This is a genomic window from Vibrio scophthalmi LMG 19158, assembly GCF_000222585.1.
GTDB classification, from domain to species: Bacteria; Pseudomonadota; Gammaproteobacteria; order Enterobacterales; family Vibrionaceae; genus Vibrio; species Vibrio scophthalmi.
This window is the reverse complement of the sequence record NZ_AFWE01000046.1, coordinates 1-20212: the sequence shown is the minus strand read 5'-3', so window position 1 is coordinate 20212 and position 20212 is coordinate 1. Positions and strand designations below refer to the sequence as shown.

The window sequence follows — 20212 nt, the reverse complement described above, 5'->3', positions numbered from 1 at the left end:
ATCCTGCGCTTTTTTATTTATTTTTTGATGATTGAGCCAATCACTAATTGCTGGCAAGTAATTCTCGGTAGCGCTCAAGATTGTTCAATCTAATTTCCGCATTGGCCATAAAGGTTTGTTTGGCTTTGCCAGTTAACGATTTTGATTGCGGTAGTTTCACTGTGCGCGCGTTTCTATGTACGCCATTAACTAAGAATTCATAGTGTAGATGGGGGCCGGTTACACGGCCTGTGCCACCCAGTGTACCAATGGTTTGTCCTTGCTTAACTCGCTGGCCGGTTTTGACCATGCGACGTGTTAAGTGCAGGTATTTGGTGACATAAATATTGCTATGTTTAATGAAGACATAGTTACCGTTAAATTGGTTGTAGCTCGACTTTAAGACAATACCATCACCAGCAGCCCAAATCGGTGTACCCACTGGGGCGGCATAATCAGTCCCTCGGTGCGCGCGTACTTTCCCCGTCACTGGGTGGCGGCGAGTTGGATTAAAGTTGGAGGTGACACGACGAAAATCAAGGGGTGAACGCAGGAAGGCTTTCTTCATCGCGCGTCCTTCTTCATCGTAGTAATTGCCGGTCTTGTCATCCAAAATCGCTTTTAAAGTATCACCTTGGTTAGTAAAAACGGCTGCGATGATCTGTCCGCGATCAACCACTTCACCTTCAACGATTTTTTCTTGATAGAGGATCTTAAAGCTATCGCCTTGACGAATGTCGAGCGCAAAGTCGATATCCCAGCCAAAAATGCCGGCCAGTTCCATGATTTGGTTCGCTGTCAGCCCTGCGCTAATCGCGGCATTCCAGAAGTTAGAGCTGATAGAAGCTTCGGCATAGTTATATTGGTAATTGACTTCTTTAGCATCAATCGAGCCTTTGAAGCTGCCATCGGATTTGGTGATTTGGTAGGTTTCGTAAGCGTTGAGTGGGCGTTTGATTTGGATTAGCTCATCATCAGCATCAAAACCAAATTTGAGGACATCACCCGGACGAAGCTTGGTTAACTGCTGCTCAATCTCTTTGCTTGAAGTGGTGAGTTGGTAAAGCAAGCGCGAAGAGAGCCCCGCGCGCTGAAAAACAATTGCAGCGCTTTCACCGGGAGCGACCTTGTATTGTTCCCAACGTAATTGAGACAGCGGCTGCGCCATTGGCTCAACGACTAGGTTCGCCGGTTGAATTTCAAGTGGGTAGTTCTTCCCGATTTCATAGAGGCCTTTTTCATCACGCAAAGACTTGGGCTCTGGCAAGGCCAGTGCAACACCAATTAAAACGATGAAAAGGATAATTAAAGCCCGATGAAGTTTTGGGAGTCGAGCGAAAAGCGACAACATTGTATGTCCGTATTATATTTTCGACAAAAAAAGCTAGCTGACTAGTCTAACTGGTTTCAAAAAGCATCGCTATTCAAGTAAGATGTAAAATTACCAAATTTTTGCCAAATCTGTGGGAGTGAACAAGAATGGCGAGTATTGAAGCAGCACTGGCCGAGATTAAGCGCGGTGTCGAGGAACTGATTCCTGAAGAAGAACTGATTGCTAAGCTGAAAGAGGGTCGCCCTCTTCGCATCAAATTGGGTGCCGATCCAACAGCGCCAGATATCCATCTGGGCCATACAGTTATCTTTAATAAACTGCGCGCGTTCCAAGAGCTTGGACACGAAGTAACTTTCCTGATTGGTGATTTCACGGCAATGGTCGGTGATCCTTCAGGTAAGAACACGACACGCCCACCTCTAAGCCGTGAACAAGTACTGGCGAATGCGGAAACGTATAAAGAGCAAGTATTCAAAATCCTAGATCCGGCGAAGACGACGATTTCATTTAACTCTGAGTGGTTATCTGATTTAGGCGCGGAAGGTATGATCCGTCTAGCATCAAACCAAACGGTTGCACGTATGCTAGAACGTGATGATTTTAAAAAGCGTTACGCTGGCGGTCAGCCAATTGCTATCCACGAGTTTATGTATCCGCTGCTTCAAGGTTATGACTCAGTTGCAATGAAAACCGACGTAGAGCTAGGTGGTACTGACCAGAAGTTTAACCTTCTAATGGGACGTGAGCTGCAAAAAGCACACGGTCAAAAACCACAAGCAGTATTGATGATGCCGCTTCTTGTTGGCCTAGATGGCGAGAAGAAGATGTCTAAATCTGCGCACAACTACATCGGTATCAGCGAAGCGCCAAGCGAAATGTTTGGTAAAATCATGTCGATCTCTGACGATTTGATGTGGAGCTACTACGAGTTGTTGTCATTCCGCCCATTGGCTGAAATTGCACAGTTCAAAGCAGACATCGCAGAAGGTAAGAACCCTCGTGATGTTAAGATCCTACTTGCGAAAGAGATCATTGCACGTTTCCATTCGGAAGCTGATGCTGATGCGGCAGAGCAAGAATTCATAAACCGTTTTGCTAAAAACCAAATTCCAGACGAAATGCCTGAGTTTGAATTTGACGCAGAAACGCCGGTGGCGAACTTGCTAAAAGAAGCGGGCCTATGTGCTTCAACTTCTGATGCGATGCGTATGGTTAAGCAAGGCGCGGCGAAAATGGATGGCGAGAAAGTGGCAGATGCTAAGCTAACGCTAGCGGCTGGCACTTATGTCTTCCAAGTGGGTAAGCGTAAGTTTGCTCGAATCACTATCAAATAGTGATGTTTTTAAAGTAATCGATAAAGCGCCGTTATAGGCGCTTTTTTTGTATCCAATAAACCTAGTTTATGGTCAATTTATTGGTGCGAAATTACATTACTTTGTTATCATACCCACGCTGCTAAATCGGCAGTAAATTCGGAGTTTTTAATGAACAATATCGACCATCCCCCCAGTCTTAGCGTGACTAAGATTAAGGGCGAAAACTAATCCCCCAATCGGTATTGCTTCAATAGCATCTACCCATCGGGTAGGGCTTCTTTTCTCTCTTCTTTTTCGTCACTCTGTTAGATACCTATACAACGCATTGCTTTGGCTAAACTGCCTAAGCCAATAAACATGTGTCTTTTTTGAGTGAACGCTTTACACGTTCACCCAACTCATTGTGTGCTTTGTTGCGCGTTGTATTTGATGGTCGTTACCTCGCCAATCGGGAGATTCGCCATGACGGTAATGAATAACATCTATATGGAAAATGCAGCGCACTTCTCTGTTGAGGAGATCGGCGCCGCAAGGAATGCGTTTTTAAAATACGAACAAGCGCAGCAAGTGAATTTACTCACGGTGATGCCAATCGAAGAAGCAGTGGCTATTTTGCAGCATTGTTCGCTTGGTTATGTGCAGCAGTTAATCAGCCAATTAGAAGGGCTAGGGCACGATAAATTAGCGCGCCATTATGCCAATCGATTAGGGTTGTTTTATTCGGAAGTGATGCCAAGTGCGAGTTATCTCACCACGCCGGTGATGGGGCATGTCCGCCAACGCATTGGTTGGATTATCGCCTTGGCCTTGTTAGGCATCGTTTCCGGGCTGATCATTGCCCAGTATGAAGATACCCTGAGCCAATTAGTGTTACTGGCGATTTACATGCCAGTGATCGCGGCGGCAGGGGGTAATACCGGTACGCAAGCAGCAACGTTGGTTATTCGCGCTTTAGCGACGGGCGAATTAAAAAAACGTCAGTGGTTACAAGTATTATGGAAAGAGAGCCGTGTTGCGCTGTGCTTAGCGCTGGCGATTTCTTTAGTGATGATTGGCCGCATTCTATGCTTTAGTCCTACCGAGAGTGCTGGTGGTTTTGATTTACAGATCATTGCACTGGCGATTGCCGTGGCGCTGTTTATTCAGGTCACACTGTCGACGACCTTGGGCGGTTTGCTGCCAATATTGGCTCGCGCTTGCAAACTGGACCCAGCGGTATTGGTGAGTCCAGTGCTTGCGTCGGTGGTCGATATCTCCGGTATGTGGATCTATTTCAGCGTAGTCAATTACTTCTTAGGGCTCGCCTGACTGTATTTGAGCACGTCTTGGTAGAACAGCTGTTCAAATTGAGTAATAGGGGCAACCGTCGGTGTATCGTTGTCCCTTTTTGTTGGGAGATAATCCGCCACATACTGTACAAACAAGGTGGTTGGTTGCCCCTGCTTATTTAATCCAAACCCTGCCATGTTATAGCTGCCGTACACAGAACCACTTTTGGCAACTAATTGGCCTTTGATTGGGTCATTACGCATGCTGCTACGGTACTTTAAGGTGCCGTTTTCACCGGCGCTTGGCATTAAGGCGATTAATCCTAACTGATCGTCGTGCTGCCAAATATAACGCAACAGCGCCGTCATATCGGCACTGGTAAAGCGGTTGTTGCGTGATAGTCCTGAGCCATCGACGATTTTATTACGCTCAATGTTGATGCCGGTTTTCTCGCTGATCACTTGCTTGATGGCTTCGGTACCCGTGTTATAACTGCCCGGCAAGCTGAAGTAGTGTTGGCCGATCGCTTTAGTCACATTATCTGCAATAAGGTTGTCTGACTTTCTCAGCATCACAGTGAGCAGTTCTGGCAGTTTAGCCGAGTAATGAGTCGCGATTGGTTTGAGATTGCTGATCTCAGGCGAGCCAATTCTCACATTACCGATTAACTTAATATTAAGTTGGTTCAATAATGTGTGAACGGTTCTTTGGGTGTACAAGCTTGGGTTTTGTACCGCAAATTTGAGCGGTAGCGGCTTGCTACGTTCCACCAGGCAGCCTGATAGCTGATAGTGGTTATCTGGTGTCGTTATTAGCTCCAAATCACAGTGTGTCTCTTCGTAGCGTTGTTTAGAGATAGTTTTCGCGGTGGTGGACAGATAAATCGGGAAGTGCTCAGGAGTATAAGCACGAGTTGAACCATCTTTATTCGCGTAGATAGAAGCTTGAACGCAGTTTTCATCGAGTGTGATCGCGGATGAAGGCGCACTGTAGCAAACACCGGTAATATCCCATGGCCAACCAACGGCGCGTTCATAGCCGTTAAAAGCACTGTTATCGAGCCAGAGGTCACCCTTGATGGTGGTGATACCTTGTTGACGCGCTAAGGTTAATAATTGTTTTAAGTCTTGGCTGGTGAGGGTTGGGTCGCCACTAAAGCGGATCACCATATCACGCTGATTCGCTTCCAATTGGGTCTTAAATTGAAACTCATCCCCCAACGCCAGTTTGGCGGCCAATGCGGTAACCACTTTAAGCGTACTGGCTGGTGGAAAAAACTGCTCGCGATTAGAGGTCGTGAGATAAGGTTGGTTACTATTGAGCGGTTCAATTGCGATTGAAACTCGACTGCCTTGCGGTAAATGGTCGAGTGGGGCATACGCCAGTGAAAAGGTTGAAAATAGCGTGATGAAGCTGGCGAGTGTCGTGCGCAGTGAAACGTTCATAGAATGAGTTCTTAGCTAATGGGACAAGTTGAACGTTGAGTATATAAAAAAAACGCCTGCAAGCGAGCAGGCGTTTAATGTTTGTGACTAAGAGTCAGCTATTAGAAGTCGTAACGTAGACCTAATGCTAGTTCGTCTTCAGCATCTGCTTTAGTGATGCCTTTGTTTGCATCTTCAGACAACAAGTTGAAGTTGTACGATACGTAACCACGGAAGTTAGGTTGGAAGTAGTAAGTAGCATCGATTGCGATGTTATCTGCTACGTCATGTTTGTCGCCAGACGTTTTGTCTTTCGCTTCTAGGTAGTTGTAAGTTGTAGTGAACACAGTTTGGTTCATTGTGTACGCTGCTGCGAATTCGTAACCAGTGTTATCTGTTTTTTCACCAGTCGCTTTATCTTTATCGCGGCCGTCAACGAAAGTTGTTGCGAAGTATAGGTCGTTGATTGCGTAAGATGCAGCAAGCATGTATTCAGTACGGTCAGCAAAGTACTCATCTACCTCACCAACATTAAGCGTTTGGTTGCCTTGTGCAAAACCAGCACCTAATGCAATACCTGTTTCGCCTAGCGCATAAATGCTTGATAGTGAGTAACCATCTGCGTCGTTGTCAGTGTATTTACCGTTTACTTCTTCACGGTCTGCAAAGCGGTAGCTAGCTTTAAGGCCAAGGTTGTTGAATTCGCCTTTGTACGAAATCATATTGTCAGCACGGTCAGCAACTTCAATTTTGTACGCTGCAGAGTTACCGTGGTAGGCCATGATATCTGTGAAGTCTGTGATTACGCCTAGCGCGCCGTCGTTTTTACCGTAAGTGATCTCACCGAAAGTACCGCCTAGACCAGCGTATGCGTAACGGTTAGTTAGGTCGCTAGTACCTTCAGCATCAGTACCTAGACCATCTTCAGCAGTAGTAAACTCGCCTTCGTAGAAACCAACACCGTATAGGCTGTCGTTGATTTGTGCTTTACCTAGGAAGTTTAGACGTACGCGTGATTTGTCTTCAGCTTTGCCATCTTTTAGAGATAGGCGAGCTTCTGCGCGGCCACCCATATCGATTGAGTTACCATCTTGGTTATATAGTTCAGCCGCATGTGCGCCAGTAGCTAATGCAGCAGCTGATACTGCTAGGGCAATCAGAGTCTTGTTCATCTTATCAGTCCTAATTTTCTGTCCATAAATCATTGTTATTTAGAAATGAAGCCGTATTGTCCGTTAGCTTCAATTTCATACTCGGTGCAGCGTTTTTAAGCGAGTTGAATAAAATCAACGTATTAGCTGGCTGCATTTCGTGAACCAAGTTGTACCGCCAAAGTTCCCTAAATCGTTAGTAAAACGATATAAATTTGGATTGTGAACAGTGTTCTATTTGTCTGGTTTATCGATTAACCGCTTGAGATGTAAGGCGTGATGAATAGTTCGAGCTCGCTCGAAAAAACATCGCATTTTGCTTTTTTTTAGGCTTTTTTATCTTTCTAAATCCGAGATCTTGCATGTTTTAGAGTGAGAAATGTGACGTAAAGTGAGAAGGCTGGACTCTCGAATGGAATTAAGATGATTTAAACAATAAGTTTGTTTACACTAAGCTAAATTGAAAAGCGTATTGATTACCTAGCTCTTGTGGGCTGGGTATTTTTATTTTGTCCAAAGCTCGCTTTGGCCTAGAGGTATATGATGGAAAAAGTCCCAATGACAGCACGTGGCGAACAGCAGCTACGTCAAGAACTAGACCGACTATTAAAGCTTCGTCCACAAATTTCTATTGCGATTGCTGAAGCGCGTGAGCTGGGCGATCTAAAAGAAAATGCTGAGTATCATGCGGCACGTGAAGAGCAAGGCATCTGCGAAGCGCAAATTCGTGATATCGAATACAAGTTGTCTGTTGCACAAGTTATCGACGTTACCCAAATGGAGAACAGCGGTAAGATTATCTTTGGTTCGACGGTCACTCTGATTGATTGCGACACTGAAGAAGAAAAAACCTACCAAATCGTTGGTGAAGACGAAGCGAACATTAAGAGCGGCCGTATTTCGGTAAGCTCGCCGATCGCACGTGGTCTTATCGGCAAGATGGAAGGTGATGAAGTTGTGATCTCAACCCCAGGTGGTGAGCGCGATTTCGAAATCGACCGTGTTGAATATATCTAATCGTTTTGCTTTCGATAACAAAAATGTTAGATAGCAAAAAGGTCGCCATGGCGACCTTTTTTATTGCGCTATAGTAGAACTTACTTACGTGGAAGTTCGATTTTGCGCTCTTCAGTTTGACGGAAAAGAACAAGTGTTTTACCGATAACTTGTACTTTTTCTGCGCCAGATTCACGCACGATAGCGTCAACGATTAGGATTTTCGTCTCACGATCTTCAGTAGCGATCTTCACTTTGATCAGCTCGTGGTGATTCAGCGCGATTTCAATTTCCGCTAGAACAGCTTCCGTTAGTCCATTTGCGCCGAGTAGCACAACTGGTTTTAAGCTGTGTGCTAGGCCTTTTAGGTGCTGCTTTTGTTTGGTGCTTAGGTTCATTACGCGGCCAATTTTCTTTAAAATAAGGGTTGAAAAAAGCTATTTTAACGCCATCTATTGCGGAAGACTATAATTTATTGAGCAATAGGCTGACCCTATTACAACAATAGCTCCTTTTTGTAGCTTGTTAGGATTAAAATGAGTAAACAGAAACATTCGGCGAGTTCTGGCCGTTGGTTGAAAGAACACTTTGATGATAAGTACGCAAATGAAGCCCGTAAAAAAGGCTATCGTTCACGTGCCTACTTCAAGATGGAAGAGATCCAAACGAAAGATAAATTGTTGAAAAATGGGATGACTGTCGTCGATTTAGGTGCAGCTCCCGGTGGATGGTCTCAATATGCTGCTAAGATAGTAGGTGACGAAGGGCAAATTATTGCTTGTGACTTGTTACCTATGGATCCAATTGCGGGTGTGAGCTTCCTACAAGGTGACTTTCGTGACGATGCAGTATTGGAAGCGCTTTTAGACAAAATCCAACCATCAATGGTGGATGTGGTGATGTCAGACATGGCACCAAACATTGCGGGGAATAACTCCGTTGACCAACCAAGAGCGATGTATTTAGTTGAACTCGCATTGGATATGTGTCGACAAGTTCTAGCCACAAATGGTAGCTTTGTTGTAAAGGTCTTCCAAGGTGAGGGATTCGATCAATACGTGAAGGATATACGTGATATGTTCAAGACCGTAAAGATTAGAAAACCTGACTCTTCTCGAGCTCGCTCCCGTGAAGTCTTTATTGTAGCCACTGGTTACAAAGGTTAACTATTTGCTTGTTTGAGCGGTCGTTAACACTATAGCTACAGTCTAAGAACTGTAGTACCCTACCTTTAATTACAATTAGTTATCGCGAGGCTTACACCTTGAGTGACATGGCAAAAAATTTAATTCTGTGGCTTGTTATCGCTGTAGTGTTGATGTCGGTTTTCCAAAGCTTCGGTCCAAATGAAAGCAGCGGTAAAGCGGTCGATTACACCACATTTGTACAGGAAGTTGGCCAAGGCCAGATTCAGGAAGCAACGTTTAAAGACGGTGAAATCACTTTCATTCGTCGTGGCGTAGGGACGAAGAATGTGACCTATATGCCAGTTTACGATCAGAAGCTTCTTGATGATTTAATTAACCAAAACGTGAAAGTTCAAGGTACACCACCAGAAGAGCAAAGCTTACTGGGTACTATTTTCATCTCTTGGTTCCCAATGATCTTACTAATTGGTGTATGGATTTTCTTCATGCGTCAAATGCAAGGCGGCGGCGGTAAAGGCGCAATGTCCTTCGGTAAGAGCAAAGCGCGTATGATGAGTGAAGAACAAATCAAAACGACCTTTGCTGACGTTGCGGGCTGTGATGAAGCGAAAGAAGACGTAAAAGAGCTGGTTGACTACCTACGTGATCCAAGCCGTTTCCAAAAATTGGGCGGTAAGATTCCAACAGGTGTGTTGATGGTCGGTCCTCCTGGTACTGGTAAAACGCTACTTGCTAAAGCAATTGCAGGTGAAGCGAAAGTACCATTCTTCACAATTTCAGGTTCTGACTTTGTTGAAATGTTTGTCGGTGTGGGTGCATCTCGTGTGCGTGACATGTTCGAACAAGCGAAAAAAGCAGCACCATGTATTATCTTCATCGATGAAATCGATGCGGTAGGTCGTCAGCGTGGCGCAGGTGTAGGTGGTGGTCACGATGAGCGTGAACAAACCCTAAACCAAATGCTGGTTGAGATGGATGGTTTCGAAGGTAACGAAGGTATTATCGTTATCGCCGCAACTAACCGTCCGGACGTACTTGATCCAGCACTACTTCGTCCAGGTCGTTTTGACCGTCAAGTGGTGGTTGGTCTTCCTGATGTCCGTGGCCGTGAGCAGATTCTTAAAGTTCACATGCGTAAAGTGCCGCTAGCGGGTGACGTAGAGCCATCATTGATTGCTCGTGGTACTCCTGGTTTCTCTGGTGCAGACCTAGCCAACCTAGTAAACGAAGCTGCACTATTTGCAGCGCGTGGTAACAAGCGCAACGTTTCAATGGTCGAGTTTGAACTGGCAAAAGATAAAATCATGATGGGTGCTGAACGCCGCTCAATGGTTCTATCGGAAGAGACGAAAGAATCAACAGCGTACCACGAAGCGGGTCACGCCATTGTTGGTCGCCTCGTGCCTGAACATGATCCAGTGTACAAAGTTTCTATCATTCCACGTGGTCGTGCGTTGGGTGTAACGATGTACCTACCAGAGCAAGACCGTGTGAGCATGAACCGTCAGCACCTAGAATCGATGATTTCTAGCTTGTATGGTGGTCGTCTAGCTGAAGAGCTGATTTACGGTAAAGATAAAGTATCAACGGGCGCTTCAAATGATATTGAACGCGCAACGGATATTGCTCGTAAGATGGTGACTCAGTGGGGCTTCTCTGAGAAATTAGGTCCTTTGCTATACGCAGAAGATGAAGGTGAAGTTTTCTTAGGCCGCAGCGTGACTCAGACGAAACACATGTCTGAAGACACCGCGAAGTTAATTGATGATGAAGTTCGTATCATTATCGACCGTAACTACGCACGTGCACGTCAAATCCTAGAAGATAACATGGACATCATGCATACGATGAAAGACGCATTGGTGAAGTATGAAACCATCGATGCAGGTCAAATTGAAGACCTAATGAATCGTAAAGCAGACATTCGTGAGCCTGCTGGTTGGGGAGATTCTCCTTCTAATACAGAAGAGAAACCTCAAGCTAAGCCAGAAGCTGAAGAGAAAGCGGTAGAATCAGAACCAACTGAAGAACAACCAACTTCTCAAGAAAGCACTTCAAGCGAAGCGACAGAGAAAAAAGACTCTGAATAATTGAGTATTTAAAAATAAACCCCGAGGAAACTCGGGGTTTTTCTATTTATGATGAAAATTACAGCCAACAATAAAACCCTCGATCTTTCCCAGCATCATGTGATGGCGATTCTAAATGTGACGCCCGATTCTTTTTCGGATGGTGGTCAGTTCCATTCCCTTGATAAGGCACTAATGCAGGCTGAGAAAATGATCAAAGCCGGTGTGTCGATCATTGATATCGGCGGTGAGTCAACCCGACCTGGTGCGCCGGATGTCACTCTGGAAGAAGAGCTTGCTCGTGTTATTCCTGTGATCAAGGCTATTCGTGCAAAATATGATGTGTGGATTTCTATTGATACCAGTAAAGCTGAAGTGATGCGTCAAGCGATCGCTGCGGGCGCTGATATTATTAATGATGTACGTTCTCTACGTGAACCGGGGGCGCTCGAAGTCGCCGCTCATGCTGGTTTGCCAATCTGCCTGATGCACATGCAAGGTCAGCCGCGTAGCATGCAGACTAATCCACACTACGATGATTTACTGCAAGAAGTCGGTGACTTTTTGCAAGAGCGAATTGATGCTTGTGAAGCGGTGGGGATTGCGCGAGAGCAGTTGATCCTTGACCCAGGTTTTGGCTTTGGTAAAACATTAGCGCATAATTACCAGATGTTGGCGCACTTAGAACGATTCCATCAGTTCAATTTGCCGCTACTGGCAGGGATGTCTCGCAAGTCGATGCTATTTAAACTGTTAGATAAAGCGCCATCAGAGTGTGTGGCTGCCAGTGTTAGTTGCGCTACTATTGCGGCGATGAAAGGCGCACAGATTATTCGCGTGCATGACTTTGAACAAACGTTAGATGCAGTCAAAGTTGTTAGTGCTACCTTGAACAATAAATAAAAACAAAGGAAACCTCATGTCGAACAAAAGACGTTATTTTGGTACCGATGGCGTTCGTGGCAAAGTTGGGCAGTACCCTATTACTCCTGATTTTGTCCTTAAACTTGGCTGGGCTGCCGGTCGAGTGCTTGCAAAACAAGGCACGAAAAAAGTTATTATCGGTAAAGATACGCGTATTTCTGGCTACATGCTGGAATCGGCGCTAGAAGCAGGTCTTGCAGCAGCAGGCCTTAAAGCGACCTTTACTGGGCCGATGCCAACACCTGCGGTAGCTTACTTGACACAAACTTTCCGCGCTGAAGCGGGGATCGTGATTTCTGCATCACACAACCCATACTACGATAACGGCATTAAATTCTTCTCTTCTGAGGGGACCAAGTTGCCTGACGATATTGAGCTCGCGATTGAAGCGGAACTTGATAAAGAGATTGAGTGTGTTGAATCTTCTGAGTTGGGTAAAGCGACTCGCCTGAATGATGCTGCGGGCCGTTACATTGAGTTCTGTAAGAGCACTTTCCCATCAACATTGAGTTTAGCTGGGCAAAAAATCGTTGTTGATTGTGCTAATGGCGCGACTTACCACATTGCACCAGCGGTATTTTCTGAACTTGGTGCAGAAGTTATCGCCATGGGTGTTGAGCCAAATGGCATCAACATCAATGATGAAGTGGGTGCGACAGATGTGCGAGCACTACAACAACGTGTGGTTGCCGAAGGCGCCGCTCTAGGTCTCGCATTTGATGGTGACGGCGACCGTATCATCATGGTGGATCATCTAGGTAATAAAGTTGATGGTGACCAAATTGCCTACATCATTGCGCGTGATGCACTGCGTCGTGGCGAACTAAAAGGTGGTGTGGTTGGGACATTGATGACCAACTTAGGCATGGAAAATGGCCTAAAACAATTGGGCATCCCATTTGTTCGCGCGGCGGTTGGTGACCGTTATGTTATGGAACGATTGCTTGAGAAAGGCTGGAAGATTGGCGCTGAAAACTCAGGCCACGTTATCTTGCTAGATAAAGTGACGACTGGTGATGCAATTGTCGCAGCATTGCAAGTGCTTGCTTCAGTGGTGGGCAGTGAAATGACGCTGAATGAGCTTTCTCAAGGCATGACTCTCTACCCGCAAGTGCTGGAAAACGTTCGTTTTACTGGCGATAGCAACCCGCTTGAAGCGGATGCGGTAAAAGAAGCGGTGATTGAGGTTGAAGCTGCGCTGGGTGACAAAGGTCGCGTACTATTGCGTAAATCAGGTACTGAACCGCTGATTCGTGTCATGGTAGAAGGTGAAGATGCTGATTTAGTACAAAGTTCTGCGCTGAAAATTGCTGACGCAGTGAAAGCGAGCTTTTGATTCGATAGAGCAAAAAGAGAAGAAAAAAGGGGCTTTGGCCCCTTTTTGTTGCTTCTAAGCGAAGCGAGGCAAGAGGATTGTTAGTTTTTTAACCGTTTGATTCTAAAGTTAGGCTTTTTTGTCAATTTTCTCTTGTCAGCCCTAGTAGGTTTCGCTAGTATTGCTCGGCCTTCAGTAAGGAGGTCGCTAGCCTTGTTCTGAAATTTAATTTTCGAACGTCGCTGGCCTAACAATTTGGAACATAGGTGGACAACATGTTTTCAGTTCTACTTGTGATTTACCTGTTGGCAGCGGTTGGTGTAATCGGCCTAGTGTTGATTCAACAAGGTAAAGGCGCAGATATGGGAGCCTCATTCGGTGCAGGCGCATCAAACACAGTGTTTGGCGCAAGCGGCTCAGGTAATTTCTTAACCCGAATGACTGCAGTTTTTGCAACAGTATTTTTTGTTATCAGCTTGGTGTTAGGTAATCTATCTACACACAAAACTGAATCTCAGTGGATTGACCCGACACAAGGTCAAGTTGTTGAGCAGGTAGCTGATGATGTAGCGAGTGATGTTCCAGCTCCTGTGAGCGAAGAAATCCCGCAATAAGCGATTAATGCCGAGATGGTGAAATTGGTAGACACGCTAGCATGAGGTGCTAGTGCCTATGGTGTGAGGGTTCGAGTCCCTCTCTCGGCACCATTGATTTACAAACTTGTAAATACTTTGTTTGAGCGTATAATGCTCAGCAAGTCGGACGCGGGGTGGAGCAGCTTGGTAGCTCGTCGGGCTCATAACCCGAAGGTCGTCGGTTCAAATCCGGCCCCCGCAACCAATCCTTTGATAAGGACGAGTTTGTGCAAAACAATGCATTTTGTTTTGCGAGTTAAGCAGCTATTGTTTAACTCATCAGGGTCCAGCAATAAAAAACCCCGACTTTTTCGGGGTTTTTTGTTATCTAAATTCCTGTAAAAGGATTTAGATCTTGCTTGGAATTTAAATTGGGCTCTATGCCCTTTTTTTGTTTCTGGAGTGGTTCAAATGACTGGTTTAGAAAGACAATTAACTGAAATGCTAGAAGCGCCAGTACAGGCGTCAGGATACGAGTTAGTTGGATTAGAATTTATTCGTGCAGGAGAGCACTCAACACTACGCATCTATATTGACCATGAAAATGGTATTTTTGTAGAAGATTGCGCAGAAGTTAGTCGCCAAGTAAGCGCTGTACTTGACGTAGAAGACCCTATTTCAGTGGCTTATAGTCTTGAAGTTTCATCTCCTGGTTTAGAAAGACCGCTATTCAAAGCGGCACACTATGAGCAATTTATTGGTCATGAAGTGAACATCGTTTTGAAGATGGCTGCGAATAACCGTCGTAAGTGGAAAGGTCAAATCCTCTCTATTGATGGCGAGACAGTCTCTGTTACTGTGGATGGTAATGAAGAGCAGTTTGCGTTAAGCAACATTTCCAAAGCTAACCTGATCCCTAAATTTTAGGTCCCTAAAAATTAAAGCTTAGAGGCTAATTAAAATGAGTAAAGAAATTTTAGCGGTAGCAGAGGCAGTATCGAACGAGAAAGGTGTACCTCGTGAACGTATTTTCGAAGCACTAGAAATCGCTCTAGCTACTTCTACTAAGAAAAAACGTGAAATCGAGATCGACGTTCGCGTTGCTATTGACCGTAAAACTGGCGAGTTTGAAACTTTCCGCCGTTGGTTGGTTGTTGAGGAAGTTGAATTCCCAACAAAAGAGATTTCACTAGAAGCTGCACAATACGATGATGAAACTGTTCAATTAGGCGACTTCATTGAAGACGAAATTGAATCAGTAACATTTGACCGTATTACGACGCAAACCGCGAAGCAAGTTATCGTACAAAAAGTACGTGAAGCTGAGCGTGCGCAAATCGTTGAGCAGTTCATCGATAATGAAGGCGACCTAGTAACAGGTGCGGTTAAGAAAGTTAACCGTGAAACCATCGTTCTAGATCTAGGCAACAACGCGGAAGCTGTTATCCTACGTGATGACCAACTTCCACGTGAAAACTTCCGTCCAGGCGACCGTATCCGTGGTCTACTGTACAAAGTTGCGCCAGAAGCTCGTGGTTTCCAACTGTTCGTTACGCGTTCTAAACCAGAAATGCTAGCGGAACTGTTCCGCGTAGAAGTGCCAGAAATCGCTGAAGAAATCATCGAATTGAAAGGCGCAGCTCGTGATCCAGGTTCTCGTGCTAAGATCGCAGTGAAAACGAACGACCGTCGTATCGACCCTGTTGGTGCGTGTGTTGGTATGCGTGGTGCACGTGTACAAGCTGTTTCTGGCGAACTTGGTGGCGAGCGTATCGATATCGTGCTTTGGGATGATAACCCAGCGCAATTCGTTATCAACGCAATGGCTCCTGCAGACGTAGCGTCAATCATCGTTGATGAAGATGCTCACTCAATGGACATTGCTGTTGAAGCTGACAATCTAGCTCAAGCGATCGGCCGTAATGGTCAGAACGTACGTCTAGCATCTCAACTAACTGGTTGGGAACTGAATGTTATGACGGTTGAAGATCTACAGAAGAAACATGCTGAAGAATCTCAAGCGTCTATTGAAAACTTCATGAAGTACCTAGATCTTGAAGAAGACTTCGCTCAGCTACTCGTTGAAGAAGGTTTCTCTAGCCTAGAAGAGATCGCTTACGTACCAGTAAACGAACTGCTAGATATCGATGGTCTGAATGAAGAAATTATCGAAGAGCTACGCAACCGTGCTAAAGAAGCGTTAACCACGCTTGCTCTAGCAAAAGAAGAGACCTTTGATGGTCTTGAGCCAGCTGACGATCTACTAGGCCTGGAAGGTCTAGAGCGTGAAATGGCGTTTAAATTGGCTGCTAAAGGTGTTGCAACACTTGAAGACCTAGCAGACCAAGGTATCGATGATCTAGAAGGTGTTGAAGGACTAACTGACGAGCGAGCTGGTGAACTAATCATGGCTGCACGTAATATTTGTTGGTTCGGAGACGAAGCATAATTTCAGCAAGGAGGTAGCGGAATGACACAACTTACAGTAAAAACTCTGGGTGAAGAGATTGGTACGCCAGTTGACCGCTTGATTGAACAACTTGCTGATGCTGGAATTAACAAATCAGGCAGCGATGCGATTTCAGAAGACGAGAAGCAACAGCTGCTTACTCATCTGAAAAAAGAACACGGCGATACATCAGGCGAATCAGCACCAACACGTTTAACGTTGCAACGTAAAACGCGTAGCACACTAAGCGTTAACGCTGGTGGCGGTAAGAGTAAAGATGTTCAAGTTGAAGTGCGCAAAAAGCGCACTTACGTAAAACGCAGCTCTATTGAAGATCAAGCAAGTCGTGAAGCTGAAGAAGCTGCAAAGCGAGAAGCGGAAGAGCTAGCGAAGCGTGAGGCTGAGGAACTAGCACAACGCGAAGCTGCAGAGAAAGCACAACGCGAGGCCGACGAGAAAGCGAAACGAGAAGCGGATGCAAAACGTGACGCTGAAGAAAAGGCCCAACGCGTACAAGCTGATAAGGCTAAGAAAGACATGAATGCAAAAAATGCGGATGTAAATACGCAAGCTAAAAAAGAAGCTGACGAACTAAAACGTCGTCAGGAAGAAGAAGCTCAACGTAAAGCGGAACAAGAAGCAGCTAAGCTTGTTGAAGAAGCGCGTAAACTTGCTGAAGAAAACGGCGAGCGTTGGACTGAAGAAGAAAAGAAAAAGAAAGAGCTAGAGAACGCTGACTACCACCTAACGACATCAACTTACGCTCGTGAAGCGGAAGATGCTGCGGATCTTAAAGAAGAAGGTGCCTCTACTCGTCGTCGCAAGCAGAAGAAAATGTCTGCGAAGAGCGATTCACAAGAACGCGGTGGCCGTAACAACGCTCGCGGCGCTCGTGGTGCTCGCGGTGGTCGTGGTAAAATGGCTAAATCAAGCGCACTAACTCAAGCGTTTGACAAGACAGCTGCGGTTGCTAAAGCTGACGTTGTTATTGGCGAAACTATCGTTCTATCTGAACTTGCTAGCAAAATGTCGGTTAAAGCGACTGAAGTTATTAAAGCGATGATGAAGATGGGCGCAATGGCGACTATCAACCAAGTTATCGACCAAGAAACTGCACAGCTTGTAGCAGAAGAAATGGGTCACAAGGTTGTTCTACGTAAAGAGAACGAACTTGAAGAAGCAGTACTAAGCGATCGTGATAACAGCGCAGAAGCGGTTCCTCGTGCACCGGTTGTGACTATCATGGGTCACGTTGACCACGGTAAAACGTCAACACTTGACTACATTCGTCGTACTCACGTTGCATCAGGCGAAGCGGGCGGTATCACACAGCATATCGGTGCTTACCACGTTGAAACTGACAACGGTATGATTACCTTCCTTGATACTCCTGGACACGCGGCGTTTACTGCTATGCGTGCTCGTGGTGCTCAAGCGACAGATATCGTTGTACTTGTTGTAGCGGCAGACGATGGTGTTATGCCACAAACAGTAGAAGCGATTCAGCACGCGAAAGCAGCTGGCGTTCCACTGATTGTTGCAGTGAACAAGATCGATAAAGAAGGCGCAAACCCAGATAACGTTAAGAATGAGCTTGCTCAATATGACGTTATTCCTGAGGAATGGGGCGGTGAGAACATGTTCGTTCACATCTCTGCGAAAGAAGGTACCAACGTTGATGGTCTTCTAGAAGCAATCCTTCTTCAATCTGAAGTACTAGAACTGACTGCTGTTGCTGAAGGCATGGCATCAGGTGTGGTTGTTGAATCTCGCCTAGATAAAGGTCGTGGTCCAGTAGCGACGGTTCTTGTTCAGTCAGGTACTCTAAACAAAGGCGATATCGTTCTTTGTGGTCAAGAGTACGGCCGTGTACGTGCAATGCGCGATGAGCTAGGTAAAGAAATTACTTCAGCTGGTCCGTCTATTCCTGTAGAGATCCTAGGTCTTTCAGGTGTGCCGTCATCAGGTGATGAAGCGACTGTAGTTCGTGATGAGCGTAAAGCTCGTGAAGTTGCAAACTACCGTGCTGGTAAGTTCCGTGAAGTGAAACTTGCTCGTCAGCAAAAATCTAAACTAGAAAACATGTTCGCGAACATGGCTGCTGGTGAAGTTGCTGAGCTAAACGTAGTACTGAAAGCAGACGTACAAGGTTCTGTAGAAGCAATTGCTGACTCTCTACTGAAACTGTCTACTGATGAAGTGAAAGTAAACATCGTAGGTTCTGGTGTTGGTGGTATTACTGAAACGGATGCTGTTCTAGCTGAAGCTTCAAACGCTATCATCCTTGGCTTTAACGTTCGTGCTGATACTTCTGCACGTCGTGCTATCGAATCTGCAAGCGTTGACCTACGTTACTACTCAATCATTTACCAATTGATTGACGAAGTTAAACAAGCAATGAGCGGTATGCTTGCTCCAGAATTCAAGCAAGAGATCATTGGTCTTGCTGAAGTTCGTGACGTATTTAAGTCACCTAAACTGGGCGCAATCGCTGGTTGTATGGTTACTGAAGGTCTAATTAAGCGTAACAACCCAATCCGCGTACTGCGTGATAACGTTGTAATCTACGAAGGTGAACTAGAGTCACTTCGTCGCTTTAAAGATGACGTTCAAGAAGTTAAAAATGGTTACGAGTGTGGTATCGGCGTTAAGAACTACAACGATGTTCGCGTAGGCGACCAAATCGAAGTATTCGAAATCATCGAAATCAAACGTACACTAGATTAATAGACTAAAATTACTTAATACCTTGAAAGGTAATTAGTAATTGGTTGTTGAATACACCATGGGGGGCTGGGATAACCATCCCCCCATTCTTTCTATTTAAGAGAAATATTTTATGGCAAAAGAATTTAGCCGCACGCAGCGCGTATCACAACAGCTGCAAAAAGAATTGGCGATGATCCTACAGCGCGAAGTGCGTGATTCTCGTTTGGGCATGGTTACCATCTCAGATGTTGAAGTTTCACGTGACCTAGCGTACACAAAAGTATTCGTTACTTTCCTGTGTGTAGGCGAGCAAACACCTGAGTCGTGCCTTGCAGCACTACGCGAGCACGAAGTTCATATTCGTATGATGCTTGGCAAGCGTATTCGTCTACGTCTAACTCCAGAAATTCGTTTTTACTACGACAACACTTTGGTCGAAGGTATGCGTATGTCTAACCTTGTAAGCGAAGTGATCAGTAACGATAAGAAGAAGCAAAAAGATTCTGGTCGTGAGGACGAAGAGTAATGGCTCGCCGTCGCAAAGGTCGTCCAATTGATGGCGTTATCCTATTGGATAAGCCAACGGGTATTTCTTCAAACGATGCGCTACAAAAAGTTAAGCGTATCTATTTTGCTGAAAAAGCCGGTCATACTGGCGCTCTAGATCCACTTGCAACTGGCATGCTGCCAATTTGCTTGGGTGAAGCGACCAAGTTTTCACAGTTCTTACTTGATTCAGATAAGCGCTACCGTGTGATCGCCAAACTAGGTGAACGTACAAACACCTCAGATTCTGATGGTGAAGTGGTAGAAACGCGTCCAATCGATGTTGATATGGCAAAGCTTGAAGCTTGCATTGAGACATTCCGTGGCGAATCGGATCAAGTACCTTCGATGTTCTCGGCACTGAAATACCAAGGCAAGCCTTTGTACGAATATGCTCGAGCAGGTATCGAAGTCCCTCGTGAATCGCGCAAAATCACCGTGTATGAAATCGTGCTGCACCGCTTTGAAGGCGATGAAGTAGAGATGGAAGTGCATTGCTCAAAAGGCACCTACATCCGCACAATCGTGGATGATCTTGGTGAACTACTTGGCTGTGGCGCTCATGTGACGATGCTTCGTCGCACCGCAGTTGCTAAGTATCCATATGAGAGAATGGTGACTCTTGAGCAGTTAAACGAACTGCTTGAACAAGCTCACCGTGAAGAGATTGCGCCACGTGAACTGCTTGATCCGTTGCTAATGCCAATGGACAGCGCTGTGGAAGATCTACCAGAAGTGAACATGAATGCTGAGTTGACCGATTTGGTTCAACACGGTATGCCTGTTCAAGTCTCTGGTGCGCCTGCAGAAGGTACGGTGCGAATGACCAGTGGTGAAGAGAAACTTTTCATCGGTGTCGCGCAAATCGACGACAGAGGCCGTGTTGCGCCTAAGCGTTTGGTTGTGTTCCGTGAGCAGGTTGAAGCTGAATAATCAGTAAGACGCAGTGAAAACAATGCAAAAGCCACGATCGATATCGTGGCTTTTTTGTCTTGCAGCATAATAAAAT

Annotated in this window: 17 protein-coding genes and 2 tRNA genes; 15 read left to right on the top strand and 4 right to left on the bottom strand. The window is 45.5% G+C overall.

Annotation, left to right across the window (positions count from 1 at the left end; all coding sequences use genetic code 11):
• Positions 1-43: 43 nt before the first annotated feature.
• Entirely contained in the window at positions 44-1330 is a 1287-nt protein-coding gene (locus tag RH88_RS02790) for a peptidoglycan DD-metalloendopeptidase family protein (RefSeq protein ID WP_005593320.1), read from the bottom strand.
• Positions 1331-1458: 128 nt separating this feature from the next.
• On the opposite strand from RH88_RS02790, the gene tyrS reads away from it, so the two are divergent.
• Together tyrS and RH88_RS02780 are read left to right on the top strand one after the other, a co-directional pair.
• The gene (gene tyrS / locus RH88_RS02785) at positions 1459-2646 is read left to right on the top strand and encodes a tyrosine--tRNA ligase (RefSeq protein WP_005593319.1); all 1188 of its coding nucleotides are present in this window, start codon (positions 1459-1461) and stop codon (positions 2644-2646) included.
• Positions 2647-3090: 444 nt separating this feature from the next.
• Entirely contained in the window at positions 3091-3936 is an 846-nt protein-coding gene (locus RH88_RS02780) for a magnesium transporter (protein ID WP_005593318.1), read from the top strand.
• On the opposite strand, the gene dacB is transcribed toward RH88_RS02780, so the two are convergent.
• Together dacB and RH88_RS02770 are read right to left on the bottom strand one after the other, a co-directional pair.
• Complete coding sequence (gene dacB, locus RH88_RS02775; protein ID WP_005593316.1) at positions 3915-5342, bottom strand: serine-type D-Ala-D-Ala carboxypeptidase; 1428 nt, start codon at positions 5340-5342, stop codon at positions 3915-3917. The two genes, RH88_RS02780 and dacB, sit on opposite strands and share 22 nt — an antisense overlap.
• A 101-nt stretch (positions 5343-5443) precedes the next feature.
• Positions 5444-6493 carry a porin gene (locus tag RH88_RS02770; RefSeq protein WP_005593314.1) on the bottom strand — a complete coding sequence of 350 codons (1050 nt, stop codon included), beginning with the start codon at positions 6491-6493 and terminating at the stop codon, positions 5444-5446.
• A gap of 522 nt (positions 6494-7015) precedes the next feature.
• Between RH88_RS02770 and greA the strand changes: the two genes are divergently transcribed.
• Positions 7016-7489 carry a transcription elongation factor GreA gene (gene greA / locus RH88_RS02765; RefSeq protein ID WP_005593313.1) on the top strand — a complete coding sequence of 158 codons (474 nt, stop codon included), beginning with the start codon at positions 7016-7018 and terminating at the stop codon, positions 7487-7489.
• 80 nt (positions 7490-7569) lie between these two features.
• Here greA and yhbY read toward each other — a convergent pair whose 3' ends face one another.
• Positions 7570-7866 (bottom strand): ribosome assembly RNA-binding protein YhbY, encoded by a 297-nt coding sequence (yhbY, locus tag RH88_RS02760; RefSeq protein ID WP_005593312.1) that lies wholly within the window; start codon positions 7864-7866, stop codon positions 7570-7572.
• 138 nt (positions 7867-8004) lie between these two features.
• Here yhbY and rlmE point away from each other — a divergent pair, with 138 nt between their 5' ends.
• From rlmE to truB, 12 genes are all read left to right on the top strand, one after another.
• Positions 8005-8634: a 23S rRNA (uridine(2552)-2'-O)-methyltransferase RlmE gene (gene rlmE / locus RH88_RS02755; protein WP_005593311.1), complete on the top strand. Its 630-nt coding sequence runs from the start codon at positions 8005-8007 to the stop codon at positions 8632-8634.
• A gap of 107 nt (positions 8635-8741) precedes the next feature.
• Entirely contained in the window at positions 8742-10706 is a 1965-nt protein-coding gene (gene ftsH, locus RH88_RS02750) for an ATP-dependent zinc metalloprotease FtsH (RefSeq protein ID WP_005593310.1), read from the top strand.
• A gap of 51 nt (positions 10707-10757) precedes the next feature.
• Entirely contained in the window at positions 10758-11588 is an 831-nt protein-coding gene (folP, locus tag RH88_RS02745; protein ID WP_040757815.1) for a dihydropteroate synthase, read from the top strand.
• Positions 11589-11604: 16 nt separating this feature from the next.
• Positions 11605-12945, top strand: coding sequence for a phosphoglucosamine mutase (gene glmM, locus RH88_RS02740; RefSeq protein WP_005593306.1), 1341 nt, complete (start codon positions 11605-11607; stop codon positions 12943-12945).
• A gap of 254 nt (positions 12946-13199) precedes the next feature.
• A complete protein-coding gene (gene secG, locus RH88_RS02735) occupies positions 13200-13538 on the top strand; it encodes a preprotein translocase subunit SecG (RefSeq protein WP_005593305.1) in 339 nt (112 codons plus the stop codon).
• A 9-nt stretch (positions 13539-13547) separates the two neighbouring features.
• Positions 13548-13631: transfer RNA gene (locus RH88_RS02730), tRNA-Leu, on the top strand.
• 56 nt (positions 13632-13687) lie between these two features.
• Positions 13688-13764: transfer RNA gene (locus RH88_RS02725), tRNA-Met, on the top strand.
• Between the two features lie 206 nt (positions 13765-13970).
• On the top strand, positions 13971-14426 hold the full coding sequence (gene rimP, locus RH88_RS02720) for a ribosome maturation factor RimP (RefSeq protein ID WP_005593304.1): 456 nt from the start codon (positions 13971-13973) through the stop codon (positions 14424-14426).
• Between the two features lie 34 nt (positions 14427-14460).
• A complete protein-coding gene (nusA, locus tag RH88_RS02715) occupies positions 14461-15948 on the top strand; it encodes a transcription termination factor NusA (protein WP_005593303.1) in 1488 nt (495 codons plus the stop codon).
• A gap of 21 nt (positions 15949-15969) precedes the next feature.
• Positions 15970-18675 carry a translation initiation factor IF-2 gene (gene infB / locus RH88_RS02710; protein WP_005593302.1) on the top strand — a complete coding sequence of 902 codons (2706 nt, stop codon included), beginning with the start codon at positions 15970-15972 and terminating at the stop codon, positions 18673-18675.
• A 112-nt stretch (positions 18676-18787) separates the two neighbouring features.
• On the top strand, positions 18788-19183 hold the full coding sequence (gene rbfA, locus RH88_RS02705) for a 30S ribosome-binding factor RbfA (RefSeq protein ID WP_005593301.1): 396 nt from the start codon (positions 18788-18790) through the stop codon (positions 19181-19183).
• Positions 19183-20136, top strand: coding sequence for a tRNA pseudouridine(55) synthase TruB (gene truB / locus RH88_RS02700; RefSeq protein WP_005593299.1), 954 nt, complete (start codon positions 19183-19185; stop codon positions 20134-20136). Before rbfA ends, truB begins: the two co-directional genes overlap by 1 nt.
• The last annotated feature ends 76 nt before the right edge of the window (positions 20137-20212 follow it).

Excerpts from the sequence above, each read along its gene's own strand:
- RH88_RS02790 (WP_005593320.1), bottom strand. The coding sequence starts at position 1,330 with ATGTTGTCGCTTTTCGCTCGACTCCCAAAACTTCATCGGGCTTTAATT.
- tyrS (WP_005593319.1), top strand. The coding sequence starts at position 1,459 with ATGGCGAGTATTGAAGCAGCACTGGCCGAGATTAAGCGCGGTGTCGAG.
- RH88_RS02780 (WP_005593318.1), top strand. The coding sequence starts at position 3,091 with ATGACGGTAATGAATAACATCTATATGGAAAATGCAGCGCACTTCTCT.
- dacB (WP_005593316.1), bottom strand. The coding sequence starts at position 5,342 with ATGAACGTTTCACTGCGCACGACACTCGCCAGCTTCATCACGCTATTT.
- RH88_RS02770 (WP_005593314.1), bottom strand. The coding sequence starts at position 6,493 with ATGAACAAGACTCTGATTGCCCTAGCAGTATCAGCTGCTGCATTAGCT.
- greA (WP_005593313.1), top strand. The coding sequence starts at position 7,016 with ATGGAAAAAGTCCCAATGACAGCACGTGGCGAACAGCAGCTACGTCAA.
- yhbY (WP_005593312.1), bottom strand. The coding sequence starts at position 7,866 with ATGAACCTAAGCACCAAACAAAAGCAGCACCTAAAAGGCCTAGCACAC.
- rlmE (WP_005593311.1), top strand. The coding sequence starts at position 8,005 with ATGAGTAAACAGAAACATTCGGCGAGTTCTGGCCGTTGGTTGAAAGAA.
- ftsH (WP_005593310.1), top strand. The coding sequence starts at position 8,742 with ATGGCAAAAAATTTAATTCTGTGGCTTGTTATCGCTGTAGTGTTGATG.
- folP (WP_040757815.1), top strand. The coding sequence starts at position 10,758 with ATGAAAATTACAGCCAACAATAAAACCCTCGATCTTTCCCAGCATCAT.
- glmM (WP_005593306.1), top strand. The coding sequence starts at position 11,605 with ATGTCGAACAAAAGACGTTATTTTGGTACCGATGGCGTTCGTGGCAAA.
- secG (WP_005593305.1), top strand. The coding sequence starts at position 13,200 with ATGTTTTCAGTTCTACTTGTGATTTACCTGTTGGCAGCGGTTGGTGTA.
- rimP (WP_005593304.1), top strand. The coding sequence starts at position 13,971 with ATGACTGGTTTAGAAAGACAATTAACTGAAATGCTAGAAGCGCCAGTA.
- nusA (WP_005593303.1), top strand. The coding sequence starts at position 14,461 with ATGAGTAAAGAAATTTTAGCGGTAGCAGAGGCAGTATCGAACGAGAAA.
- infB (WP_005593302.1), top strand. The coding sequence starts at position 15,970 with ATGACACAACTTACAGTAAAAACTCTGGGTGAAGAGATTGGTACGCCA.
- rbfA (WP_005593301.1), top strand. The coding sequence starts at position 18,788 with ATGGCAAAAGAATTTAGCCGCACGCAGCGCGTATCACAACAGCTGCAA.
- truB (WP_005593299.1), top strand. The coding sequence starts at position 19,183 with ATGGCTCGCCGTCGCAAAGGTCGTCCAATTGATGGCGTTATCCTATTG.